At 48.7% G+C, this 24348-nt stretch carries 20 protein-coding genes; 4 read left to right on the top strand and 16 right to left on the bottom strand.

Annotated elements, in window-relative coordinates; genetic code table 11:
- The first annotated feature begins 1 nt into the window (after position 1).
- Complete coding sequence (lon, locus tag H6624_14160) at positions 2-2413, top strand: endopeptidase La (GenBank protein MCB9085486.1); 2412 nt, start codon at positions 2-4, stop codon at positions 2411-2413.
- A 61-nt stretch (positions 2414-2474) separates the two neighbouring features.
- Here lon and H6624_14155 read toward each other — a convergent pair whose 3' ends face one another.
- The gene (locus H6624_14155; GenBank protein ID MCB9085485.1) at positions 2475-2996 is read right to left on the bottom strand and encodes a hypothetical protein; all 522 of its coding nucleotides are present in this window, start codon (positions 2994-2996) and stop codon (positions 2475-2477) included.
- A 320-nt stretch (positions 2997-3316) separates the two neighbouring features.
- Between H6624_14155 and H6624_14150 the strand changes: the two genes are divergently transcribed.
- On the top strand, positions 3317-4537 hold the full coding sequence (locus H6624_14150) for a patatin-like phospholipase family protein (GenBank protein ID MCB9085484.1): 1221 nt from the start codon (positions 3317-3319) through the stop codon (positions 4535-4537).
- 105 nt (positions 4538-4642) lie between these two features.
- Here the strand turns inward: H6624_14150 and H6624_14145 are convergent, their stop codons facing one another.
- Genes H6624_14145 through H6624_14115 form a run of 7 tightly spaced genes read right to left on the bottom strand, consistent with a single transcriptional unit; the run spans position 4643 to position 12048 of the window.
- A complete protein-coding gene (locus tag H6624_14145) occupies positions 4643-6118 on the bottom strand; it encodes an NADH-quinone oxidoreductase subunit N (protein MCB9085483.1) in 1476 nt (491 codons plus the stop codon).
- The gene (locus H6624_14140; GenBank protein ID MCB9085482.1) at positions 6119-7705 is read right to left on the bottom strand and encodes an NADH-quinone oxidoreductase subunit M; all 1587 of its coding nucleotides are present in this window, start codon (positions 7703-7705) and stop codon (positions 6119-6121) included.
- A gap of 8 nt (positions 7706-7713) precedes the next feature.
- Positions 7714-9642, bottom strand: a complete 1929-nt coding sequence (gene nuoL, locus H6624_14135; protein ID MCB9085481.1) for an NADH-quinone oxidoreductase subunit L — start codon at positions 9640-9642, stop codon at positions 7714-7716.
- A 9-nt stretch (positions 9643-9651) separates the two neighbouring features.
- Positions 9652-9978, bottom strand: a complete 327-nt coding sequence (nuoK, locus tag H6624_14130) for an NADH-quinone oxidoreductase subunit NuoK (protein MCB9085480.1) — start codon at positions 9976-9978, stop codon at positions 9652-9654.
- Positions 9965-10438 (bottom strand): NADH-quinone oxidoreductase subunit J, encoded by a 474-nt coding sequence (locus tag H6624_14125; protein MCB9085479.1) that lies wholly within the window; start codon positions 10436-10438, stop codon positions 9965-9967. The genes nuoK and H6624_14125 overlap by 14 nt, the downstream gene beginning before the upstream one ends.
- 59 nt (positions 10439-10497) lie before the next feature.
- Positions 10498-11676: an NADH-quinone oxidoreductase subunit H gene (locus H6624_14120; GenBank protein MCB9085478.1), complete on the bottom strand. Its 1179-nt coding sequence runs from the start codon at positions 11674-11676 to the stop codon at positions 10498-10500.
- Positions 11677-12048, bottom strand: coding sequence for an NADH-quinone oxidoreductase subunit A (locus tag H6624_14115; GenBank protein MCB9085477.1), 372 nt, complete (start codon positions 12046-12048; stop codon positions 11677-11679).
- 261 nt (positions 12049-12309) lie between these two features.
- Between H6624_14115 and mfd the strand changes: the two genes are divergently transcribed.
- Entirely contained in the window at positions 12310-15873 is a 3564-nt protein-coding gene (gene mfd, locus H6624_14110; GenBank protein ID MCB9085476.1) for a transcription-repair coupling factor, read from the top strand.
- On the opposite strand, the gene H6624_14105 is transcribed toward mfd, so the two are convergent.
- Positions 15870-16685, bottom strand: coding sequence for a hypothetical protein (locus tag H6624_14105; protein MCB9085475.1), 816 nt, complete (start codon positions 16683-16685; stop codon positions 15870-15872). The genes mfd and H6624_14105 overlap by 4 nt on opposite strands.
- Here H6624_14105 and H6624_14100 point away from each other — a divergent pair.
- Positions 16684-18447, top strand: a complete 1764-nt coding sequence (locus H6624_14100) for a glycoside hydrolase family 3 protein (protein MCB9085474.1) — start codon at positions 16684-16686, stop codon at positions 18445-18447. The two genes, H6624_14105 and H6624_14100, sit on opposite strands and share 2 nt — an antisense overlap.
- Before the next feature lie 51 nt (positions 18448-18498).
- Here H6624_14100 and atpC read toward each other — a convergent pair whose 3' ends face one another.
- From atpC to H6624_14065, 7 genes are read right to left on the bottom strand one after another with little or no spacing between them, the layout of a single operon-like run.
- A complete protein-coding gene (gene atpC / locus H6624_14095) occupies positions 18499-18912 on the bottom strand; it encodes an ATP synthase F1 subunit epsilon (protein MCB9085473.1) in 414 nt (137 codons plus the stop codon).
- Positions 18913-18943: 31 nt separating this feature from the next.
- Positions 18944-20344 (bottom strand): F0F1 ATP synthase subunit beta, encoded by a 1401-nt coding sequence (gene atpD / locus H6624_14090; GenBank protein ID MCB9085472.1) that lies wholly within the window; start codon positions 20342-20344, stop codon positions 18944-18946.
- 12 nt (positions 20345-20356) lie between these two features.
- Positions 20357-21238: an ATP synthase F1 subunit gamma gene (gene atpG / locus H6624_14085; protein MCB9085471.1), complete on the bottom strand. Its 882-nt coding sequence runs from the start codon at positions 21236-21238 to the stop codon at positions 20357-20359.
- A gap of 15 nt (positions 21239-21253) precedes the next feature.
- Positions 21254-22777, bottom strand: coding sequence for a F0F1 ATP synthase subunit alpha (locus H6624_14080; GenBank protein MCB9085470.1), 1524 nt, complete (start codon positions 22775-22777; stop codon positions 21254-21256).
- Positions 22778-22779: 2 nt separating this feature from the next.
- Positions 22780-23328 (bottom strand): ATP synthase F1 subunit delta, encoded by a 549-nt coding sequence (gene atpH / locus H6624_14075; GenBank protein ID MCB9085469.1) that lies wholly within the window; start codon positions 23326-23328, stop codon positions 22780-22782.
- On the bottom strand, positions 23329-23901 hold the full coding sequence (locus H6624_14070) for an ATP synthase F0 subunit B (protein MCB9085468.1): 573 nt from the start codon (positions 23899-23901) through the stop codon (positions 23329-23331).
- Between the two features lie 2 nt (positions 23902-23903).
- Positions 23904-24344 (bottom strand): ATP synthase F0 subunit B, encoded by a 441-nt coding sequence (locus H6624_14065; GenBank protein ID MCB9085467.1) that lies wholly within the window; start codon positions 24342-24344, stop codon positions 23904-23906.
- Between the last annotated feature and the right edge of the window lie 4 nt (positions 24345-24348).

Raw genomic sequence — 24348 nt, 5'->3', positions numbered from 1 at the left:
TATGAACTTCGATGATAAAGTGATAGAAATACCAAAAAACCTTCCCATGCTTCCTGTCCGGGACATTGTGGTTTTTCCTTACATGATTCTTCCATTGTATGTGGGCAGAGAATCATCGATTCGTGCAGTTGAGGAGTCCCTCGCCAAGAATCGATTAATCTTTTTGGCCTCGCAAAAGGAGATCACCGAGGAGAACCCGACAGAAAGCTCTATCTATCGGGTAGGCACCATCGCCATGATCATGCGCATGAGGAAGCTGTCTGATGGACGGGTGAAAATCCTTATCCAAGGTATTTCCAAGGGTCGCATCACTCAATACTGTAAATCCAAGCCCAACTTTGAAGTTGAAGTCGAAAAGATAGATGAAGCCGGTCCCGCTGGGACGGCCATTGAATTTGAAGCCATGATTCGAAATGCGAAAGAGCAATTGGAAAAAATTATTGCTCTCGGCCGCATGCTTTCGCCAGACATCCTATTAGTATTAGATGATGTGACTGATCCCGGACGTTTAGCTGACCTCATTGCGTCAAACCTTGGACTGAAGGTTTCTGACGCCCAAAATGTTCTCGAAACCCAGGACCCTAAAGAGCGACTGAAGCTTGTGAATGAAATCCTGGCCAACGAACTTGAAGTTTTGCAGATGCAGGCTCGAATTCGCAATACGGCCAAGGATGAAATGTCCAAGAGTCAGAGAGAGTATTTTTTGCGCGAGCAAATGCGTGCTATAAAGAATGAGCTGGGTGATGCGGATTCAAAGACCGAGGAACTGGATGAGCTTCGCGAAAAAGTCATGACCTGCGGCATGCCCGAGGAAGTTCAAACTGAAGCCATTAAGCAACTTGCCCGCCTTGAGCGCATGCACCCTGATGCCAGTGAAGCATCCATGGTTCGCACTTACCTGGACTGGATGGTCGAAATGCCGTGGAGTCGCTCGACCGAAGACAATTTGGAAATTGACCGTGCACAACGCATACTTGATGAAGATCATTACGACCTTCACAAAGTTAAGGATCGCATCCTTGAGTTTCTCGCCGTCAGAAAGCTGAAGGACAAGGATTTGAAAGGTCCAATCTTGTGCTTTGCTGGCCCTCCGGGTGTGGGAAAGACCTCTTTGGGCAAGAGTATCGCTCGATCTATGGGACGAGAATATTTCCGCCTGTCCCTTGGAGGAGTTAAGGATGAGGCCGAGATTCGCGGTCACCGGCGCACCTATGTCGGCGCCATGCCTGGAAAAGTTGTGCAGGCCCTAAAACATGTTAAGACAAATAATCCTGTGATTGTTTTAGATGAGATCGACAAGCTCGGGTCGGATTTTCGCGGCGATCCAAGTGCTGCTATGCTTGAGGTGTTGGACCCTGAGCAGAATTCCAATTTCCGCGATAACTATTTGAACGTAGATTTTGATCTCAGTAACGTCTTGTTTATTGCGACGGCTAACGTATTGGAAAATGTTCCCCCGGCACTCCGTGACCGCATGGAAGTTATCAATATCTCTGGCTACACCGAAAATGACAAGGTGTTGATCTCCAAAAAGCACCTGATTGATCGACAGATTGAGCAAAATGGAATTACCAAAGAGAATATCGAGTTTACTGACGAAGGTATTCAGTTCCTGATCTCTCACTATACCCGCGAAGCTGGGTTGAGAAATCTGGAGCGCGAAATTGGATCCATTTGTCGCAAGGTCGCCAAAAAATATGTGATGGGACTCAAGGATCAGGTGGTTATTGATGCCGAGAAAGTCACAGACCTACTGGGCGCTCCAAAATTCCTTCGTGATGAAAAACTTAAGGAAAATCAAGTTGGCATCTGTACTGGATTGGCCTGGACTCAGGCTGGGGGCGAAATCCTTTATGTAGAGGCACTCAAGTTTAAAGGCAAGGGCTCCATGGTCCTAACAGGCCAATTGGGTGACGTCATGAAGGAATCTGCGACTGCAGCGATGTCCTACGCCAAATCTCATTATGCCGAACTTGGAATTGAGGACGATTGGTTTGACCAGTTTGAATGCCATGTGCATTTGCCTGCTGGAGCTATTCCCAAAGATGGTCCTTCAGCCGGAGTTACTCTGGCGACCTGTTTGATCAGTCTTATGACAGATACGCCTGTTCGCAAAGATGTTGCCATGACTGGAGAGATCACTTTGTCTGGTCGGGTCCTGCCTGTTGGCGGCATTAAGGAAAAGGCTTTGGCTGCACTTAGCCACGGGGTCACAAAAGTAATTCTACCTCTGGCGAACAAGAAGGACGTGGCCGATATCCCAAGTGAATTTAAAGAGAAGATGAATTTCATCTTTGTCGAGAACCTGGATGAAGTCTTCGCTCTGGCCTTTGATAAAAAAGCCAAGAAGAAGAAGGAACCAGGAAAAGGCGGCAAAAAACAGAAGATTTCTGCAAATCCTTCTGCCGCGTAGAACTCACCCTCCGTGAGTGAAATTTGCTTACCTCTAAGCGCCTGTTAACCTCAGGCGCTTTTTATTTATCCAGGGAAAACATCCAATCACCCGAGCCCGGCTGGGGAGTGTTGGATTTTGTCTCCGCTTCTTTGGAGAGACGATCATTGTTTTGCTCGAGCACCCGAACAAGGGTTTTGAGATCTGTTACTTCTTCCTTCAATTGAATGATCTGTTCTTCCTTTTCCTGAAGGATCACCATATAGGCTTTTTTGATCTCCTGGAGAAGGGCCTGAGCCGTCATCCAAACCTGGGAAGAAGAGTCTGCCCCTTGATTCAGCGGAAGATCCTGAATCAAGGGGGTGGAATCCGCGGAAGGAATGGCCTTGGCAGCCAGCTCAGCTTCGCCTTGTGGGGGGGCGATAGAAGCCTTGCTATTTTCCTTCACACAGTGATTCTTCAACGGGGTGTCACGCAGCCAGTACTTGCCCTCATCAAAGCGGTACTCAGCTGATTTGTCCTTTATCCGCCTTCTCAGGGTGGAGACGCTCACTTTATACTTCCCTGAGTAGTCTGATAAACTGATCCAATCTGACTTGGTCAAACATGACCTCCCTTCTGACTAGTCAAATCTACCATAGGACAAGGGCTTGTAAAGAAAGTTTGGCCAAGGCTGTTCATCTCTGGGCCTTTGTCTGATTAGGCTTGGAGACTATTCTTGCCTAGGCAGGCTGGACTCCAGTCGCATGGCCAGACCTGATCCTTAGGCCTAGCCAGACTGATCATCCGCACCACCTGGGTAGTCACCAAGATCCGCTGATCAGCTTAGTCACGGCCCATAAATACTGCAATTTATTGGCAATTTTGCTGGTCACCAAAATAAGAGTTCCCCTAGCTTAGGATTTTGTTTAGGATGGTTTTGCTATGCGCCTGAGTGAAAAAAAGCATCCATCTTTGGTCCTGAGCGGTGGCGGTGTGAAGGCCGCGGCCTTCCATATCGGGGTCTGCCTAGCCCTTAGAGAAAAGGGCTTCAAGTTTTCCGGAGGATTCAAAAATGCTGGTGAGGACACTGATGAGGTTGCCCCACCCAAGCCCCCACTCACATTCCAAACCTATGTGGGTTCAAGTGCTGGCTCCGTCATCAGTACATTTTTAGCCGCTGGCTATGATGTGGATGCGATCATTCACGCTTTTACTCAAGGCGCCGGACTGGAATCCCCCATATGGCGAAAGAAAACTTCAGGAGCTTACCTAAAGCCCCTCTCCTATCGCGATATTTTTTCCCTCAATATTCGGGCTGGCAATCCCACCCGGATTTTGCCCAAGATGTTTCGTAAAAAGCCAATTATTTCAGGGGGTCTTGAGGTCTTTCTGAAAAGAGGTGTTAAGGTCAATGGGATCTTCACCACCGATAATATTGAGCGTTATTTGCGCGACAACGTCCTTCTTTCCAATGATTTCCATGCCCTAAATGCTCAGCTCTTTATTGTCGCAACCCAGCTTAATCATTCGCGCAAGGTTGTCTTTGGTGCCTTTGAAGAAACCAAAAAAGACAAGACGATCAAGTATGCAGATTACGCCAAAATTAGTGAGGCCGTCGCGGCCTCGGCCAGCCTGCCCCCTGTCTTTTCCCCGTATGGTATCACCAATCGCTCGGGAAAAGAGATCTACTTCTTCGATGGCGAGATCCGTGACACCCTTTCCACTCACGTCGCTGCTGACCATGGATCTGACCTGGTAATTTCGTCCTATTCGATTCAGCCCTATCACTTTAATGAAGAAATGGGATCACTCCACGAATACGGAATGCCCATGATTGCCAATCAAGCCCTCTATCAAGTGGTGCAACAGAAGATCGCTAAACATATTGAGCACCAGCAAGAAGTACGGGGCCTCATCAATGCTGTTAATGGCTACTTACGTCAGGCGGAAATGCCGGCTGAGCATCGGGAAAAACTCATGGAGATTTTGATTTCCCGGACTAACTACAAGCCGGACGTGGATTACATCTATATTCATCCCAGCCCACAAGACTACGAAATGTTCTTTTTCGATCACTTCAGCTTGAACCCCAAGGTTCTCTCAAAGATCGTCCGGACTGGCTTCAAGTGCGCCATGGCCACATTGAGGCAGTACAATATCTAAGTTCTAAAAGGTTCCAGGTCCTCAACTGATATGCAGAGCAATATAATGAGCCCTCATTCGGATCTATTATGCTGCTCTGCATATCAGTTGAGGACCTGGAACCTTTTAGAACAAGCCAATCACACTCTTGCGAATCATTTCGTAAAAAGGATTGGCGAACAGACCCACGGCGATCACCAAAAAGGCACAGGCAAAGATTGCTAACCTGGAAAACTGACGGCCAATGGGTGCCTCCAGGGCTTCGCCTTCACTCATGTACATATAAACAATAGGTTTCAAATAGTAATAAACGCTAATGGCCGAACTCAAAACTCCCCACACGGCCAGCCAAAAGAAGCCCTGCTTAATTGCTGCCGAAAACAGGAAGAACTTGCCAAAAAATCCCACGGTCGGTGGGATTCCGGCCAAGCTTAGAAGGAAAACCGCAAGACAAAGGGCCAACCACGGATGGCGAACTGCGAGCCCTTTCAGATCCGCCACCTCAAGCTCTGAGTTCTCGCTTTTTTCAAACAAACTTATGATACCAAAAGAACCCAAGGTCATAACCGCATAGCCAAGTACATAAAACATCACGCCCGAGGCCCCCAGATGCCCCAAATCACCCACTCCGGCAGCCAGAATGCCCACCAACACATAGCCAGAATGGGCCACACTGGAGTAAGCCAGCATTCGCTTGAGATTATTCTGCAAAATAGCCGCAATATTGCCCGCCAGCATGGTGAATACCGCTAACCACTCAAGTGCGAAAACCAAATCCTCGGCTCTTTCGCCATTGAGAATCTGAGTGGCCACAACTCGTAGGAAAGACACAAACACCGCCACCTTTACCCCAGCCGCCATAAATCCGGTCACTGGTGTTGATGAGCCCTGGTAAACATCAGGGGTCCAGGCATGAAATGGAAAAATGGAAACCTTAAAGCAAAGGCCCACGATCAGCATGATCACGCCAAAAAGGAAAAGCCGATTGGTGCTAATGAGTTCCGAGCCAATTTCCGAAAGCTCCAACAGGTACGTGTTACCCGTGGTGCCAAAGATAAAGGCCACGCCGTAAAGAAAAATCGCCGAGGCAAAGCTTCCCAGCACAAAGTACTTAAAGGCCGCCTCTTTAGACAGGCGATCCTCCAAACTAAGTGCCACGGCTAAATACAAGCATAAGGACATCACTTCGATACCAATAAACAGCATTATGAGATCATTGGCCCATGACACCAGCATCATGCCAACTGCCGCATTGAGTATTAAAAATACCAACTCACTAAATTGCTTGGTGTTGGTGGCCAAGTTCTCTTTAGCAAACAACAATCCAAAGGCCGTTGACACCACAATCAACAGGGTTGACCAGCTCGATAGCCCATCGAAAACCAAGGCCTTTTCAAAGGCCGTTTGGTTCACTCCATAATTCGCCACAGCCAGCCCGGCGGCAGCAATCAGACCAATATAGGAATAGAGGATCACCGTCATAGGCCGGGGAACACGGTTGCCGCGAAAGGCCTTCAGGCTTAGGGGTATCAAGCTTACGATAAACAGGGCAATCGCAGGGCTTACTAAAATAAGATCAACAACGCTGAAATTAATGTCCATTTATTGCTCCAATTCCCCGTCTTTGGACGAAGGGAAGTCCTGACTGACGGCAAAGGGACTCTTTTTTGCCTTATGATCGACAACCGGTAGTTCGTAATTCAGACGGTTTTCCAGCAAATGATCGATGCTCGATTTTGTCCAGCGCAGGAAGTGGTTGGGAAAAAGGCCCATCCAGAAAACCAACACGACCAGAGGCGCGAGAACCAAAAACTCCCGCAGGTTAATATCCAGTCCCGCCGATTCATATTTCTGTACGATTTCCCCTTTTTCACCAAAGAAGACTCTCTTCACCATCCACAACATATAGGCCGCACCCAGCACCACACCAAAGACGGCAAAAAAGGCATAGGAGCGGGAGCTGAGGAAGCTTCCTAAAAGAATATAAAACTCGCCGACAAATCCATTGGTCATGGGAACGGCAATAGACGAAAGGGTGATGATCATAAAAACAATCGTAAAAATTGGCGCGACGGAAGCCAGACCACCGTAGCGACTGATCTCTCTTGAGTGGGTTCGCTCATAGATCATACCCACCAACAAAAACAACGCTCCCGTGCTAATTCCATGATTGAGCATTTGATAAAGACCACCAGAAATTCCATACGTATTAAAGGCAAAAAGGCCCAACACCACATAGCCCATGTGGGAAACCGAGGAATAGGCAACAAGCTTTTTGATGTCTGGCTGAACCATGGCCACCAAAGCACCATAAATGATACCAACCACACCAATCAGTAAAAATACCCAGGAGTAATAGGTCGCCGCCTCTGGGAAAAGGGGAATGGAAAACCTCAGAAGACCATAGGTGCCCATTTTTAGCATCACGCCAGCAAGAATAACTGAACCTGGTGTTGGTGCCTCCACGTGAGCATCTGGTAGCCATGTATGAAATGGAAAAACCGGAACCTTAATGGCAAATGCCAGCGAAAAGGCAAAAAATAATAGTGTCTGGGTGGATATAAACTCGCCTGCAACGAAGGGGATCTTAAGTTTATAAAGGTCGACAAGACTTGCCGACATATATCCGAGCTGATCCTGGGCATAGAACATCAAAGCGATAATCCCCAATAGCATGAACAGGGAGCCCACCATCGTATAGATAAAGAACTTCAAGGTTGCATAGATCCTGCGTTCGCCACCCCAAATACCGATAATGAAGTACATGGGAAGCAGTGATGCCTCGAAAAAGGTATAAAACAGCACCGCGTCCATGGCCACAAAGGTGCCCAACATGGTGGTTTCCAGCACAAACATGGAGACCAAAAAAGCCCGTACCCGTTTGTTAATAGCCGTCCATGCCCCCAAGATCGTTATGGGGGTTAAAAAGGTGGTGAGAAGAACCAGCCAAAAGGAGATCCCGTCCAAACCCAAGAAGTAACTGATGCCAACTGACTTCACCCAGGGATGCATTTCCACCAGCTGTAATCCGGCAAGGCCGGGGTCAAAGCGAAGAAAAAGCGCCAGGCTGAGCACAAATTCAACAGCCGCAAAACCCAACGCCATCGGTCTGAGCATTCTTTCGCTGGGTATCAGCATCAGCACCAATGCCATTACAAGGGGTAGAAATACCAAAGTCGTCAGCAACATTTAACACCTCAAAGAGCAAATACCATGACTAGGACAAGACCAAGGGCAACCATTAAAGCATAATGCTGAAGGTTACCATTCTGCATCGCCCGAATTCCATTTCCGGCACTCTTGACCAGATCCGAAACTGAATAAGTAGCCTTATCAATAAAATTCACATCAATGTACGCCCATAGGCCTTTACTGATATCGACCAGGGGGTTGATGATACGTCCAAAATAAAACTCATCCACCCAGTACTTTCCGTTTACCAGTTCATAGACAGGCTTAATCCTGGCGGTGATGGTTTTCGGCCGATCCGGTTTTTTGATGTAAGAGTCATAGGCAAACCAGGCAGACAGTCCAGCCAGTCCAACCGATATCCCCATTAGGGACCACTCCAGCAATGCCGTACCGTGAATTTCATGGGGAAGCTTGGCCAATGCAGGGGAAAGCCAACCCTCAAGCAGGTTTGGCGGATGTCCCGGCAGCACAGCCGAAATCACGTGGGGAATGCCGATCCAACCACCAACAACGGACAAAAATCCTAGGATGATCAAAGGAACAGTCATCGTTGGTGGAGATTCATGAGGATGAATGTTCGAGGGAACTCGGCTTTTGCCCCAGAAGACCAAGGCCATTAATCGCGTCATATAAAAGGCCGTTGCCGCAGCTCCCACGACACCAACAATCCAAAATAAGGGTCCGGCTCCAGGCAGATTCCAGGCATACCAAAGGATCTCGTCCTTACTAAAGAAGCCGGCAAACGGCGGAAGACCAATAATCGCCAACCAACCCATCATAAATGTCGAATAGGTAATGGGCATGGCCTTGGCCAGTCCGCCCATTTTTCTTACATCCTGTTCCTCATGCATGGCATGAATTACGCTTCCTGAACCCAAGAACATCAGGGCCTTAAAAAAAGCATGAGTCATCAGGTGAAACATGGCTGGCATAAATGCACCTACACCCACACCCAATACCATATAGCCCAATTGAGACACGGTCGAATAAGCGAGAATCTTTTTGATATCCCATTGGGTCATACCAATGGTGGCAGCCATTAAGGCCGTCAAGGCCCCCACAATTGCCACCACCATCATGGCATTTGGGGCCAGAATGTACAGACCACTCAGGCGCACCATCATGTAAACCCCGGCAGTTACCATGGTTGCCGCGTGGATGAGTGCCGAAACCGGCGTTGGTCCAGCCATGGCATCAGGAAGCCACACGTATAGAGGAATCTGAGCAGACTTGCCGGTGGCACCGACAAACAAGAATAAACAGGCCAGGGTAATTGGGCCCGTCCACCCGGCTTCTGCCTCAGCTGGAAGCATCGGCAGAAGCTCGGCAAAGGTCACCGTGCCAAACGTGGCAAAGATCAAAAAGATCCCCAGCAAAAACCCGGCATCACCAATTCTGTTGGTGATAAATGCCTTCATGCCGGCAGCTGCCTTTTCCCTGTCCGTAAACCAAAAGCCAATTAGCAAATAGGAACAAAGTCCCACACCCTCCCAGCCAACAAACATCACCAAAAGATTGTCACCCAAAATCAGCAGAAGCATATTGAACAGGAATAGGTTTAAGTATGCAAAGTACTTGGACGGGCGTTCGTCATGGGACATATAGCCGATACTGAAAACATGGATCAAAGATCCAACCCCGGTCACAACCAACACCATAATGGCGCTGATTTGATCTACCAAAAACGAAGCGCCCACCGAAAAGCTGCCTACCGCCAGCCAATCAAAAAAGTGAGCGGTGAGGACTCGATCACCAACAGGAAGGCCCGCAAGCTTGGCAACCAACACCGCCGAACACACAAAAGACACCAGAGCTGCTGCCGAAGCCACTGTACCGGCCAGAGTGCCATTTTTGCTTCTAAAACGAAGTCCGTTAAAAAGGAATCCAACCAAGGGCGCCGCAAGTAAGATGGCAAAAAGGAATGTGGTCTTCATTAAAATGCCTTAGCCTTTAAGTTGTTCAAAAGATCGAATGTTCACTTCTTTAAATCGTCTGAATACAGTCACAGCTAGGGCCAGACCTACGCCTGCCTCGGCTGCCGCGACCGTCATGACAAAAAACACCATCAGTTGGCCGTGAATGTTGGCGGTAAAGTGGCTAAAGGCCACAAAGCTTAAATTCACCGCATTGAGCATAAGCTCCACGCCCATAAGTATGACGATCACATTTCGCCGCATAAGAACTGCGACCATCCCGATCGTAAAGAGAATTCCTGACAGAACCAGGTAATGATTCAGCCCCACATATTTTAGGCCTTCAAGGGCGAGCATGGGTGCCTCCTTTGGAGCGAGAAACGGCAACAACACCAACCGCGATCAACAGCAACAAAATTCCCAAAACTTCGAACGCCAATAGATATTTTGAAAAGAGCAGGTTTGCGATGGTCTTCATCTCAACGGCATAGCCCAAACCAGCAGTTTCCTCTGGTGGGCCCGACATCATCATTTCGGTGGAGTGTTTGGCTGCACCCACAACAAGGCCAAACAGTGCGCCGGCGGACACGAGCTTAATGATCCCCGACATAAGACCCCGGCTAAAGGCCGCCACCTCTTTTTTAAGATCAAAAAGCATGAGAACCATGACGAACAAAACCATCACGGCTCCTGCGTAGACAATGAGCTGAACGCCGGCGATAAAATAAGCATTTAACAAAAAGAACACACCCGAAAGACCGATCATAGTCAGCGCCAAAAAAAGAGCCGAATAAACCGGATTGGCAGAAATCAGCATAAAAAAGGAAAATAGAACAATAACTGTCGATAGAGCATAAAACAGAATATTGGTTTCCACTATTGCACCCACTTGTTTCTAAGAATCAGGATCACCACCGCCGTTACAATGGTGTTACCCAGGGCCCATGGCAGCATGGTCTTCCAGCCTAAATCCATCAGCTGATCATAACGAAAACGGGGCAAGGACCATCTCACCCAAATAAAGATCCATAAAAAGATCAGAACCTTAATAAAAAACACTCCATGAAGCAAAAAAGCCGACAAAACATTGGCCTGATTATTTGATAATCCGTGGCCAACAAAGTGCTCAACAATCTGACCCGGCTCAATCATCGGGATGTTATAGCCACCAAAGTAGAAGGTGACCATCAATGCAGACGCCACCAACATATGGCCATACTCGCCAATATAAAACATGAGCATTTTTAATCCACCGTACTCGGTGTGATACCCTGCGACCAGTTCGGCCTCTGCCTCTGGAAGGTCAAAGGGTAAGCGGTTGGTTTCGGCGAAGGTGGCTGCAAAAAAGATGATGGCGCCAAGCGGTTGAAAAAAGATTCCCCAATTTGGCAGAAAGGAAACCACCTTGTCTGATCCCATAAAGGAGATAGTAAGCGGCCCCTGTTGCATGGCAATCATGTCTGAGAAGGTGAATGTGTTATAAAGTAGCAAAACTCCAACCAGAGACAGGCCAAGGGCCAACTCGTAACTGATCATCTGGGCACTGGCTCGTAAGGCACCCATCAATGAAAACTTGTTGTTTGAACTCCACCCGGCCATGAGGAGCGCATAGGCTCCTAGGGATGAGACGCCCAAGACAAAGACAATTCCGATACCTATATCAAAGCTCTGAAAGGCAAACGTGTAGTTCTTGGTGGTTTCAAGATTGAATCCAAAAATCATCTGCTGAAAGGGTTCCAGCTGAATCGGCATAGAAAGGGGAATGGATCCAAACGCCAGGGCCCCTGGGATGAGCGCAACAATTGGCGCGCCATAAAACAAAAAGCGATGAGCCTTGTCGGGAAGAAACTCCTCTTTGAACAAAAATTTGACCGCGTCAGCCAAAAGCTGAGTCAACCCTAAAGGTCCGATTCGGTTAGGTCCCAAACGATTTTGAATAAAGGCCGAGCCTCGTCTTTCAACCCACACCAACACGGGCACAATTTGCACCATCATTAAAAAAATCAACACCATCTTGATGGCGTTGATTGAAATCTCAAATATGTCTTGTCCCATTTATTCCCACTCCAGGGCTTTCGATTTGATTTCCCAAAGAAGTCCAAAAATAAACACCGCCAAAAAGACCGCCATGGCGATAAAAATGTAAACACCCTTGCCGGCAGAAAGATAATCCCCGTAGGCAACCGCCCATGGATACATGAAGATGATTTCGATATCGAAAAGGATAAAGAGAATGGCGGTTAAGTAAAACTTCACCGGAACTTTGGTGTCGCTCTTAATCTCGCCTTCGAGCCCACACTCATAGGGCCGCTTTTTCATTTCTGCTTGTGGAAGTCTGGGTCCCAACAGGGATGAAACTACGATTAATGCTGTTCCAAAAAGGGCGACAAAGACGCCAAGAACAAGAATGGTTACCATGGGTGACATGCCACACTCCGAGCAAAAAACAGGACATGGTTGTTGAGCCTCTATATATACAGAGTGCGGCGAAAGAGGCCAAGATAATTCAATGGATTCAAGAAGATATCATTCCTTCCCCAATCGACAGTTGATCCCCAACCAGTGACGTTTGGTGCCTTGCATTAAGCGGCTCTGGAAAATGTGTTGCATTTTTGGTGCGGTGAATTAAGTGTGATCAAATCAATGGATTTCAAGGACGTACCAACTCCATCAATTGGTAGTCCCGCAATGGGTACCAAGACAAATCCCGCCGAACCTTGGCACCCTCGTTTAGGGACCCTGGTGGCTCATGCCTGGGAAAAGGATTCCACCCGCAATCTCCATGTTGTGGGAACGACCTCGTACACCTTGGCTGCGGGCATGGTCGCGGATTCAATTCCCTGGGATGGGGGGAAGGCCCGACTGGTGGTCCTTCCCACAGACGACGATGTGGTCCGTTTCGTTGAGGCACTGACCTTTTTTACACCCCTACATCCTGTTTATGTCCTTCCCGGTTTTGACGTTAGTCCCTACGATAATCTGTACCCCAATCCCAGGGTGACGGCGCAAAGGATTAAGTGGCTGGCGGCGGCTCAAGAGGCTAGGCCCGGCCAGATCTTTGTTTCCTCGGTGATGGCCCTCTTGCAAAGGACTCTCCCGTTCGATGATTTGTCGCGTAGGACCTTGCGGATTCGAAAGGGCCAGTCTCTCGACTCGGACTTTTATAAACAGCTTGGTCTACTTGGATACCAAAATGTCAGCGTGGTAGATGAGGTCGGCGGCTATGCCCTTCGCGGCGGAATTTTGGACATCTACTCCCCCTTTCACATCCAACCCACTCGACTTGAGCTTTTTGGGGACGAAGTCGAATCCATTCGCCCGTTTGATCCTGAAACCCAACGCAGCGAGGACGGCGATCTTAGTGAGATGGTATTATTGCCCCCTCGGGAAATCGTTTACGACGAAGACCATCTCCAGGATGTCATTGCTAGGTACCGGGCGACCATTCGGGACCGAGAGATTGACAGTAGCGAAATCGAAATGGTCCTTCACTCTCTCACCCAGCGTCAGTTTTTCCCCGGAGTGGAGTTTCTTTTGCGCTGTTTTTATCCTCAGGCAGTATCTCCTTTAGACCATTTCTGCTGTGATTTGTCCGTGACAACTGTCGACCCCCTCGAAGTTGCTCGCCATCACGATTTAACCCGCGAGTCCATGAAGGCCGACTACTTAGGCTCTCCATCCGCTGTTATCCGCCCTTCAGTTGAAGATTTGTACGACAGCCTGGAGCAAGCGCCCTGGCCCGGGGGTACTCGCCGTATTGATTTTTCTAAAATACACCTTGCTGAAGAATGGAGCTCTGAAGAGGAAGATTTTGCCAACATCATTGAATACCCCGCACCCGACATGGCTGAGTTCCGCAAGCAGGCCGTTGCACTGCTCAATAAGCCGGCCGAGCAAATCCCCTACATCAGGGAAAAGATCACCCAGCTTAAAGAGGATGGCTTTGCTGTTTTTATTTGTACTCACTCGCAAAGCAGTGCCAGTCGGATCAACTTGTTACTGGAGAAGTGCGAGTTAGATACAGAGGTTTTTGAGTTGATTCATTTGCCTTGGACCACCTGTCAGGATGCCCAGTCGAGAAATCCAAATCTTGTGCATCTGTTTGTTGGGCCTTGGCCTGAAACCGTTAAATCTAACCCAGACAAAATCGTTTTTCTTAGAGATTCGGATTTTTGGGGCCACAAGAAAGCTCGCCGGGACTATCAGACAAAGGGCACTCTCGCTCAGCGAGCTAATGCCGTTACCTTTGGCGATTTGAAGGCCGGGGACTTCGTCGTTCACAAGCTCCATGGCGTCGGCATTTACGAGGGCCTCAAGATCATGGACATCCAGGGTGTGCCGACGGAAATGATCCATCTTCGTTATAAAGATAACGACAGCCTGTACTTGCCCGTTTATCGCATAGGTCAAATTCAGAAATACTCGGGGCCGGCCTCGCCGAAATTAATGGACAAACTCGGTGGCACGGGTTGGGAAAAGACCAAAACCAAGGTTCGAAAACATCTCCGTGATATGGCCTTGGACCTGCTGCAGCTCTACGCAAAACGAGCTCAGGTAGAACGCCCGCCTTTTTCTGAGGCCGATGAGAATTTTTTTAGCTTTGAAAATGCCTTTCCCTATGAGGAAACTGAAGATCAAAACAAGGTGATCGGCGATGTCCTGTCCGACATGACCGGCCCTCAACCCATGGACCGATTGCTTTGTGGTGATGTCGGGTTTGGCAAGACGGAGGTCGCCATGCGAGCAGCCTTTAAGGCTGTCGAAGATGGGAGACAAGTGGCTGTCATCGCTCCCACCACGGTTCTGACCTTTCAACACACGCGGACCTTCCGCAAACGATTTGCTCAGTGGCCGGTGACAGTTAAGTCGTTGAATCGCTTTGTTCCAGCAAAGGAGATCAAACAAACACTCAGGGAGATGGAAGAGGGAAAGGTCGATATTGTCATCGGCACCCACAGGCTATTGAGTAAAGACATAAAATTCAAAAACCTCGGATTGTTGATTGTCGATGAAGAACAAAAGTTCGGCGTCAAACACAAAGAGACCCTGCGCAAAATGAAGGCCAGTGTGGATACCTTGGCCCTCTCGGCCACGCCCATTCCCCGAACCTTGCACATGAGTCTTGTAGGGATTAGGGACCTAAGCCTTCTTAATACTCCTCCGCTCGATCGTCTACCAACGCGAACCTTCGTCTGCAAGTTTGATAAGGAGACTATTCGCAAAGCGGTGATGGCTGAGATTGGTCGTGGTGGCCAGGTTTTTTTCATCCACAACCGCGTGCAGAGTATATATGCATTAGCTGATGAATTGAGAGTTCTCCTACCCGATGTGCGCATGGCCGTGGCTCATGGTCAAATGGAAGAAGACCAGCTAGAGAAGACCATGATTCAGTTTTTTAACCACGAGCTTGATGTTCTAATCTGTACAACCATCATTGAATCTGGAATGGACATTCCCAGGGCAAACACTATGTTTGTCGACCGGGCTGACCACTTTGGCCTGAGTCAGCTATACCAATTGCGGGGACGGGTAGGGCGCAGTAAGGAGCGCGCCTACTGCTATTTGTTGATTCCACCAAATCGGCGGATTGATCCCGACGCCCAGGAGCGCCTGCGGGTTCTCCAGGAAAACACGGCTCTTGGCAGCGGGATTCGCATCGCCCACTACGACCTAGAATTGCGTGGAGCAGGGGATTTGCTTGGACAAGACCAGTCCGGGCATATCAATGCCATCGGTTACGAGCTCTACATGGAGCTACTTGATGAGGCGGTTCGCAATGCCAAAGGTGATCCCAAGCAAATGGAAGACTTGGAGCCCGAGATCAACATTAGAATTCCCGCCTTTATCCCCGACCGCTACATATCTGATATCCGTGTACGTCTTTTCTATTACAAATCCATGACCGAAATTCGCTCTCCAGAGGATTTGGAGAGAATTGAAGAGGAGCTCCGAGACCAATTTGGTAAACCTCCCGATGAGGTCTTAAACCTACTCGGGATCATGCTGATCCGACGGCTTTGTTGTGATTTGGGGGTAAAAGATTTAAATGCAGGAGCCAAGCGAATCTCTTTGGCCTTTACGGATCAAACCAACCTTCCGGTTGATAAGGTGATCGAATTGACCTCCCGGGAAAATAAAAAGTTTGCTCTTACGCCTGACAGCCGTCTGATCGTACGCATGAATGATATCACTTGGCCCAACGTTTACGAGGAACTGGTTTTACTTAAGCGCTTATTGCCAACAAAACACTAGAACTCAACCCGAAACCCGGCCGTCCCGTGTAAGTCTGTCTCAAAGTCAGGGTCTTTCGTCGCCGACGAGGCAAAAAATTTGCGCCCTTCTATAAAAAGGTAGGTGTTTTCAATTCCCGAATCAACATAGGATTCCAGCGCAGCCTGCTTGTCGATCCAGTTGAGTTGCATCATCAAGCCTCCGGCCACGTAAAATGAGGCCTGGGTAAATCCATTAACTGAACTTGAAGCCACCTCTTCGGCATAGTGAACTGTGTAGGCTCCTCCCGAAATATATGGAACAAACAGTGGTTCCTCAAAGAGGTTGTCCATGGCGAACACCGCCCCGAGTCTAATCGGGTAGATCTTCAGACGCGAAGGAAGTTCAACGACGTCGGATTCATTTTCGTAGATTCCTAGGCCGAACTCAATGCCGAGTGAACCAAATCCATAATTCCTCTTCCAGCTGAAGTTGAGTTCAATCAATGGAATGTCATCAGAGGTGTAGATCTCCTCGAAGTTAACCGCATAAAAATTTGGTTCATAGTAGACCGGAGCGAACATGCTGTAGGAAATGCTGAAGGTTTTGCCCCACTTCCGGCGCCTGTCCTTGTAGGGTAATAGCTTGAACTCCCCGCTACGGCTGATGGGCACCACGTTTGTTGGTTCGACCACAACAAGGCCGTCATTAGGATCGTTTTCACTGGCCGGTAGCCTTTCCTGATTGGCAAGACGGAGGTCCGGTGTTTCGGCCAAACTATCAATACCTATCAATAATATGCCGATCAACAAAGCGAGAGGAATGCGTTTAACTAACTGGAATCTGTTGATCATGGCCAATATTATACCCAAGAAATTTTGGAATCTCCTTTGTGTTTTGGGTGGTTGGCTGTATCGGTTCATAATCCCGTCCTTGGTCGTGGTGACCTTGATCTCAGGTTTCTCGGCTTACGGTCAGGCTCTACCCCTCAATGAGGTGGACAAAGGCAAGATTGAAGAGAAGCTCGCCCGCATGACCTTGGAAGAAAAAGTCGGTCAGATGTTCGTCTTAGGCTTCCGTGGCCAACAAATTGACGGCCATATCAGAGGTTTAATTCACAAATTTAAGCCTGGATCGTTTATTGTTTTTCGTCGCAATATTAGAACTCCTCAGCAAATTTTCACTCTCAATAAGCAAATCCAGGAGCTCTCGCTAAAAGAGATCGGCCTTCCCATGCTGCTAATGGTGGACCAGGAGGGAGGCACTGTAACCCGCATTAAGACGAACCCTGCACCTCCCAGTGCCCTTGCCCTAGGTATGACCGAAGACACCAAACTAGTGCGCGATGCTGGAGCTATTACTGGAAAGATCGTCTCTCTATTAGGTTTTAATATGAATCTGGCGCCGGTGATGGACCTATCTGATCCTTACCAAAACTCCTTCATCGGTAATAGATCATTTGGGCAGAATCCGCAGAAGGTGAAGCTCTATGGCGAGGCTTATTCGACAGGATTGGCGGACTCTGGAGTCATTCCCACCTCTAAACACTACCCAGGGCACGGCGGCGTTATTACCGATAGCCACCTAGCCCTTCCAAAGAAGCTCGACACCCTCGAACAGCTTGAAAAGTCTGCGTTGATTCCCTTTGATTGGTTTGCAAAGTTTCAGTACCCAAGTGCAATCATGGTCGCCCACATTGCGTTCCCAAATATTGATCCTTCTGGGGTCCCAGCCACCTTTTCCAAAATGCTGATCGAAGATGTGTTACGAAAAAGGGCTAATTATCCAGGCCTGGTTATCACGGATGACATCGAAATGAGTGCCGCCGGTACTATCGGCGGAGTTGGGGAGCGTGCCGTGCGATCCATTATTGCTGGATGCGACCAGGTGATGGTGGCCTGGACTCCGCGCAAACAACGAGAGGCCTTAATTGCGGTCAGGGACGCTGTGGAAAGTGGGCGTATCACATTGGCTCGTGTTGATGAAAGTGTGAGACGGATATTGAGGGTCAAACTCTCACTAAATCCCAAAGAAAAGGCTGAGGTACCTCGTAGCGAGTTTCTCACCCAATTTACCCAGCTTGTTGGTGAACTCAAAGATATTACCAACCGAGTGAGCCAAGCTAACTTGGACAAATCCATGCGTGGATACTCTTACCTCGAGGGAGCTGGCCGCGATCTCACCGATGCCCTGGTGTTTACCGCCGATCCAAGATTTTTTTACACCTTTAGGGATGCCTGGGGACAGGGGGCTAAGTTTCGCGGCCTCTCTCCAAAGTACGATCCCAAGATTTCCAAAGCCCTCGCCATTCGACCCGACGCAATTGCCATTTACTACGCAACTGGTACGGGGACAGTCCGCATTCTGAACAACCTTGACGAGACATCCAAGGCCAGGATGCTGGTTGTTAACACGACCAACCCGGGAGCAATTTTTAACACCAATCAGTTTTTGGCGGTGGTGAATCTAAACTCCAGAAATTTCCGTTCTGGTGCATGGATTGCGGAGTACCTCAAAAAAGAGCCCAGTCTTGATCAGCTTCGCGAACCAACCTCTGAGGCAAATGAAGCCCGGCTGCGCGTTTTAAGAAAGCGTAAACTACGACTGCAAAACTAAAAAGGGCCGCAGATCAGCAGCCCTTTGTCAGAGTGAAACCTGTGATTCAATCTACTTTTTATCTAGGAGCGCCAGACGAGTCTCTGCCCGACGAATCTTGCGCTGGTACTTAACGATCTCTTCCGCATCCAGCTTTCCGGATAGCAACATTTCATCGGCCTTTTTCCGAGCAGCTTCAATTCTCTCGCGATCCAGCTCTTCTGTAGTTTCCGCAGTTTCAGCAAGAATGCTGACGCCCTGAGGGTTCACTTCACAATACCCCCAACTAATTGCGGCTGAGGAAAACCCACTGCCTCCCTTTAGCTTATAGCGCAAAACTCCCACTCCCAAAGTCGACATCAGGGGAGCGTGGCCGGGAAGAATGTTGATCTCGCCCTTGAAGGCCGGGACCACGACTTCGTCGACCTCGACATCAGTAAGTATCTTTTTCTCCGGAGTTACCAGAGTTAACTTAAACATATTCAGCTCCTCACAGCCTCACTAGACTGCCAGATCATTACAGGCGCTTCGCCTTTTCGAGCGCATCTTCAATCGTACCCACAAGATAGAACGCCTGCTCAGGTACCGAGTCATGTTTTCCATCAAGGATCTCACGGAATCCACGAACTGTTTCTTTGATATCCACGTACTTACCTTGCATACCTGTAAACTGCTCTGCAACGAAGAAGGGCTGAGACAAGAAGCGTTGAACCTTACGGGCACGAGCCACAACCAATTTGTCATCCTCAGACAACTCATCCATACCCAAAATCGCGATAATGTCTTGCAGTTCGCGATAGCGCTGCAACAGGGCCTGTACGTCTCGGGCCGTACGGTAATGCTCCTCACCAACAACGTCCGCAGTTAAAATTCGCGACGTTGAGGTCAGTGGGTGAACCGCTGGATAAATACCAAGGGCCGCAATATCACGATCCAAATTTGTTGTCGCATCCAAGTGAGTAAATGTCGTCGCTGGTGCCGGATCCGTGTAGTCATCCGCAGGAACGTAGACTGCCTGCACAGATGTAATAGAACCCTTCTTAGTAGAAGTAATCCGCTCCTGCATGGCTCCCATCTCTGTACCCAAAGTCGGCTGGTAACCCACCGCCGAAGGAATACGACCCAAGAGAGCTGATACCTCAGCACCTGCCTGGGTAAAACGGAAGATGTTGTCAATAAACAGTAGAACGTCTTGTCCTTCGGTATCACGGAAGTACTCCGCCTGCGTCAGGCCGGTCAGGGCCACGCGGGCACGGGCTCCAGGAGGCTCATTCATTTGTCCAAACACTAGAGCGGTTTTGTTAATAACTCCTGACTCCGTCATCTCACGATACAAATCGTTTCCTTCACGAGTCCGCTCGCCCACACCGGCAAAAACAGAGTAACCGCCGTGCTCCGTGGCGATGTTGCGGATCAGCTCCTGAATAAGAACCGTCTTACCCACACCGGCACCACCGAAAAGACCAATCTTACCACCCTTTGCGTAGGGGGCGAGAAGGTCAATAACCTTAATTCCAGTCATGAGCATTTCTTGAGCTGTTGCCTGATCCTCAAACTTTGGAGACGGACGATGAATCGGCCAGCGCTCCTTTGCCTTGACTTCACCCTTCTCATCGATGGGCTCACCAACCACATTAAGAATTCGGCCCAAAACTTCAGGGCCAACCGGGGTGGTAATGGTGTCGCCCGTATTTTGAACTGCCGTACCCCGAACCAAACCCTCCGAAGAGTCCATTGCAATCGTTCTTACCACTCGGTCGCCAAGGTGCTGGGCAACTTCCAAAACCAGGTTCCAGTCGCGGTCATCGATAGATTTATTTGTAACCTTCAAGGCTGTATAAATCGGGGGGAGTTCTCCTCCGGGAAATTCCACGTCCACAACTGGACCCATTACTTGAACAATCTTTCCATTTTCCATTCTTCGCTCCCTTTATCCCTTCAACGCTTCAGCTCCACTGCAGATCTCAATCAACTCTTTCGTAATCGAGGCCTGGCGGAGTTTGTTATAGGTGAGTGTAAGACTATCGATCATTTCTTTTGCATTATTTGTGGCGTTTTCCATCGCCGTCATTCGAGCGGCATGTTCAGCAGCCACACTCTCAGACATACAACGATACACATGCACAGCAAAATGCTTGTGCAGAAGCTCGTCGATGATCTCTTCAGGCGCAGGTTCGAAGATCAAGTCCTTGGAAAACTTGGAATCCGTTTGCTCATGAAGAGTTCCCTGGCTCAAATCAATCGGTAACAGGGTTTCACAGACAAGATTTTGTGCAATCGCCGACTTAAACTCATTGTAGACCAGGCGAATTTCGTCGTAGCCGCCCTCGCTGTAGCTCTTCATCAATCGCTCGGCAACTGACGCAGCTAACACGTAGGAAATGTCTCTGGCAAGATTTGTAATAGTGTCGATTCCGGTGATATGACGCCGCCTGAAGTAATCGCCCGCTTTACGTCCGACAAACAAAAAGTCCAGTACTTCATACTGATCTTTGTTCTCCTTGTAAAAGCGCTCGGCAAACTTATTCACGTTGGCATTAAATCCACCGCACAATCCCCGGTCACTGGTGACCACAACCAACAGGATCTTTTTCGGGTGAGGACTGGGGCTCAGCAGTGGGTGAGAAACCCGGTGCGTGGCCGCAATGTCCGCAATCACCGAAAGGACCTTATTTGCATAGGGCCGCAGATTCACAATATTGTTCTGCGCCCGACGCAATTTGGCCGCCGAAACCATCTTCATGGCCCGGGTAATTTGCTGAGTGTTTTTAACACTCGCAATTCTTACTCGTATGTCCTTTAAGCTCGGCATGCTTTATAAACCTTATTATTTAACCGCTGCTTTAAAAACGGCTTTAAACTCTTCCAGAGCCTCAACCATCGCACTCTTAACTTCGTCCTTGATGGCTTTGTGCTCGTCCAACAACTGAACGACGTTCTTGTACTTTTGTTGGATAAAATCCATCAGTTCAGATTCGAAACGGGGAACGTCCGCCTCTGGAACGTCGTCAATGTAGCCATTTGTTGCAGCATAAATCAGAACAACCTGCTCAGACGCAGAGTAGGGGCTATACTGACCCTGCTTAAGAATCTCAACCAACCGACGTCCACGAGCCAGCTGGGCCTGGGTTGCTTTATCTAAATCTGATGCAAAGGCCGCGAAAGCCTCAAGCTCGCGGAACTGGGCCAGCTCAAGTTTAAGTGTACCGGCAACCTGCTTCATAGCCTTAATTTGCGCCGCACCACCCACACGAGACACTGATTTACCGACCGAAACTGCCGGACGAATACCTTTATAGAACAAATCTGACTCAAGAAAGATCTGTCCATCAGTAATAGAAATTACGTTAGTAGGAATGTAGGCCGAAATATCGCCTGCCTGAGTTTCAATAATCGGAAGTGCCGTCAATGAACCACTGCCTGCATCTTCACTCAGCTTTGCCGCACGCTCTAGCAGGCGAGAGTGTAGATAAAAAACGTCTCCAGGAAAGGCCTCACGACCAGGAGGGCGGCGAAGAAGCAGTGACATTTGACGATAGGCCTGTGCCTGCTTGGTCAAATCATCGTAAATAATCAGGGCGTGGCGGCCTGTATCGCGGAAATATTCAGCCATCGCACATCCCGTGTATGGAGCGATAAACTGCAATGGCGCCTGTTCATTTGCGGTCGCCGCAATGACAGTTGTGTAGTCCATGGCGCCTGCTTGTCTCAGCTTTTCCACAACCAGAGCCACCGTTGACTGCTTTTGTCCGATAGCCACGTAAAAACACTGAACGTCTTTTCCTTTTTGATTGATGATGGTGTCCACCGCGATTGCCGTTTTGCCAGTTTGCCGGTCACCAATGATCAACTCTCGCTGCCCACGTCCAATTGGGATCATGGAGTCGATCGCCTTAAGGCCCGTTTGCAAGGGCTCGTGTACAGGGTGACGCTTAATGATTCCAGGGGCCTTCAATTCCACGACTCGGGAGTGGGGGCTTTCAATTGGTCCACGGCCATCAATTGCCTGACCAAGAGAGTTCACAACCCGCCCGAGAAGGGCTTCACCTACGGGAACCTGAACGATTTTTCCGGTGCGCTTGACCGTGTCACCTTCTTTAATTCCTCTGTCTTCACCAAAAATTACCACACCGACAGAGTCTTTTTCCAGGTTCAATACCATTCCGGCGATTTCACCTGGAAAGGTCACTAGCTCACCCGCCATGGCATTGTCGAGTCCGTAAACACGGGCCACACCGTCACCCACAGCCAATACGCTTCCGGTCTCGCTGACCTCGACGTCTTTCTTGTAGTTTTTAATTTGTTCTTTAAGAACCCGACTAATTTCATCAGCTCTGATTGAGATTTCCATCGTTAGTGAGCACTCCTCTTAAGTTCTTCATTTAATCTTTTCAAATGCGACGTCAGAGTGTCGTCAAATGTGTAACTGCCAACCTCAGCAATCAGGCCACCTAACAACTCCTCATCCTCTTTATAAGTCAAAATCACGTTTTTATTGGTATATTTAGATACCGTTTCTTCAATCCGCTTGCGGTCGTTCTGACTCAAAACTGTTGCCGACCGGACCACCCCGCGGGTGACTCCATTCGCCTCATCCGTAAGGGTTTGGTAAGCGGTAAGTATCTCGCTAAACAAAGGTAAGCGGTTTTTACCGGCCAGAAGGAGAAGAAAGGACTCAACCTCATTCAAGAGACCTGCCCCCTTTAAGGCTTGGGCCAGAGACTTCTCCTTTTCTTCCGTCTTGATCAGTGGGGATTTAAGAAAGCCCAGCAACTCCTGGTCCTTCTCAAAAATGTTCTTTAGCGCGCGCATTTGCTCAAGAGCTGGCTTGGCGTTGTTGTTCTCTGCCGCTAGATCAAATAAAGCCTTCGCATACCTGGTCGCAACTTCTGAAACGGCCATTTATCTTACCACCTGTATCTTCTCAACAAATTCAGTCTGAAGCTTTTGTTGCTTGCCATCGTCGACCTCATCCACCAAGGCTTCCTTGGCCGCCGAGATAGCAATTTGGATCATTTCACTACGAAGTTCGTTTTTAGCGCGCTCAAGTTCAAATAAGGCGGAACGGCCTGCTTCAGTTTCTAGTTTTTGAGACAGTTTTTCGGCGTCCTTGATAATGTGATTTTTTAGGTCTGCAGCCTCCGCCCGGGCCTTTTCAATGCTTTCGTTTGATGTTTTTTCCAGTTTGGTCAAGCGTTCAAAAATTTTACGCTTCTGAGTTTCAGCCTCATCTTTGGCCTTTTCTGCTCTAGTTACCAAATCGGAATACTGCTGATGACGTTGCTGGAAGTGGGCCATGATGGGCTTACGGCCAAACACCAAAATCAAAATCAAAACCGCCCCAAAATTCAAAAACTGAGGCCCCAACGCACCCCAAGGAATATGATGCGCATCATGTTCGCCACCGCCACCTGATGCCGCTAAGGCCAGCATGGGTGCGAGAGTTACTAAAATAAGGATAACCAACTTCTTCACTGTCAAACCTCTTGTCCCATCATTTTTTGCACTACGGATTTGGTGATTCCGGGAATTTCTTTATTCATTTCTGAGCGTGCATTTTCAAATTCATGTGCGATCTGCAGGCGCGTTTTTTCCATGATTGATTTGGCTCGTTCACGGGCTTGAGAGACCATGCGATCATACTCCTTCATGGCCTCGGACCTGGAGTGATCGTAGATAATCTTGGTTTCATTATTAAGAGCCCGGGCCTTTTGCTCAAACTGAACTTCAAGGTCTTTGGACTCAGTGAGAATTCTCTCAGCCAAATCGGTATTGCCTTCGGTGCGCCTGACCCGTTCTTCATAAGCACGGTGATAGGGTTTAAAGACCAAGGTCGTTAGAAAAATATAAGCGACGATGAAAATGATGAACTGAATTCCCAGGGTGGAATCCACACCAAGAGCCGTCAGAATTTCCATAGCA

The organism is Pseudobdellovibrionaceae bacterium (genome assembly GCA_020635075.1).
In the GTDB taxonomy this organism is placed as follows: domain Bacteria; phylum Bdellovibrionota; class Bdellovibrionia; order Bdellovibrionales; family UBA1609; genus JADZEO01.
The sequence above is the reverse complement of the archived record's forward strand: the minus strand, read 5'-3'. Positions and strand labels throughout refer to the sequence as shown.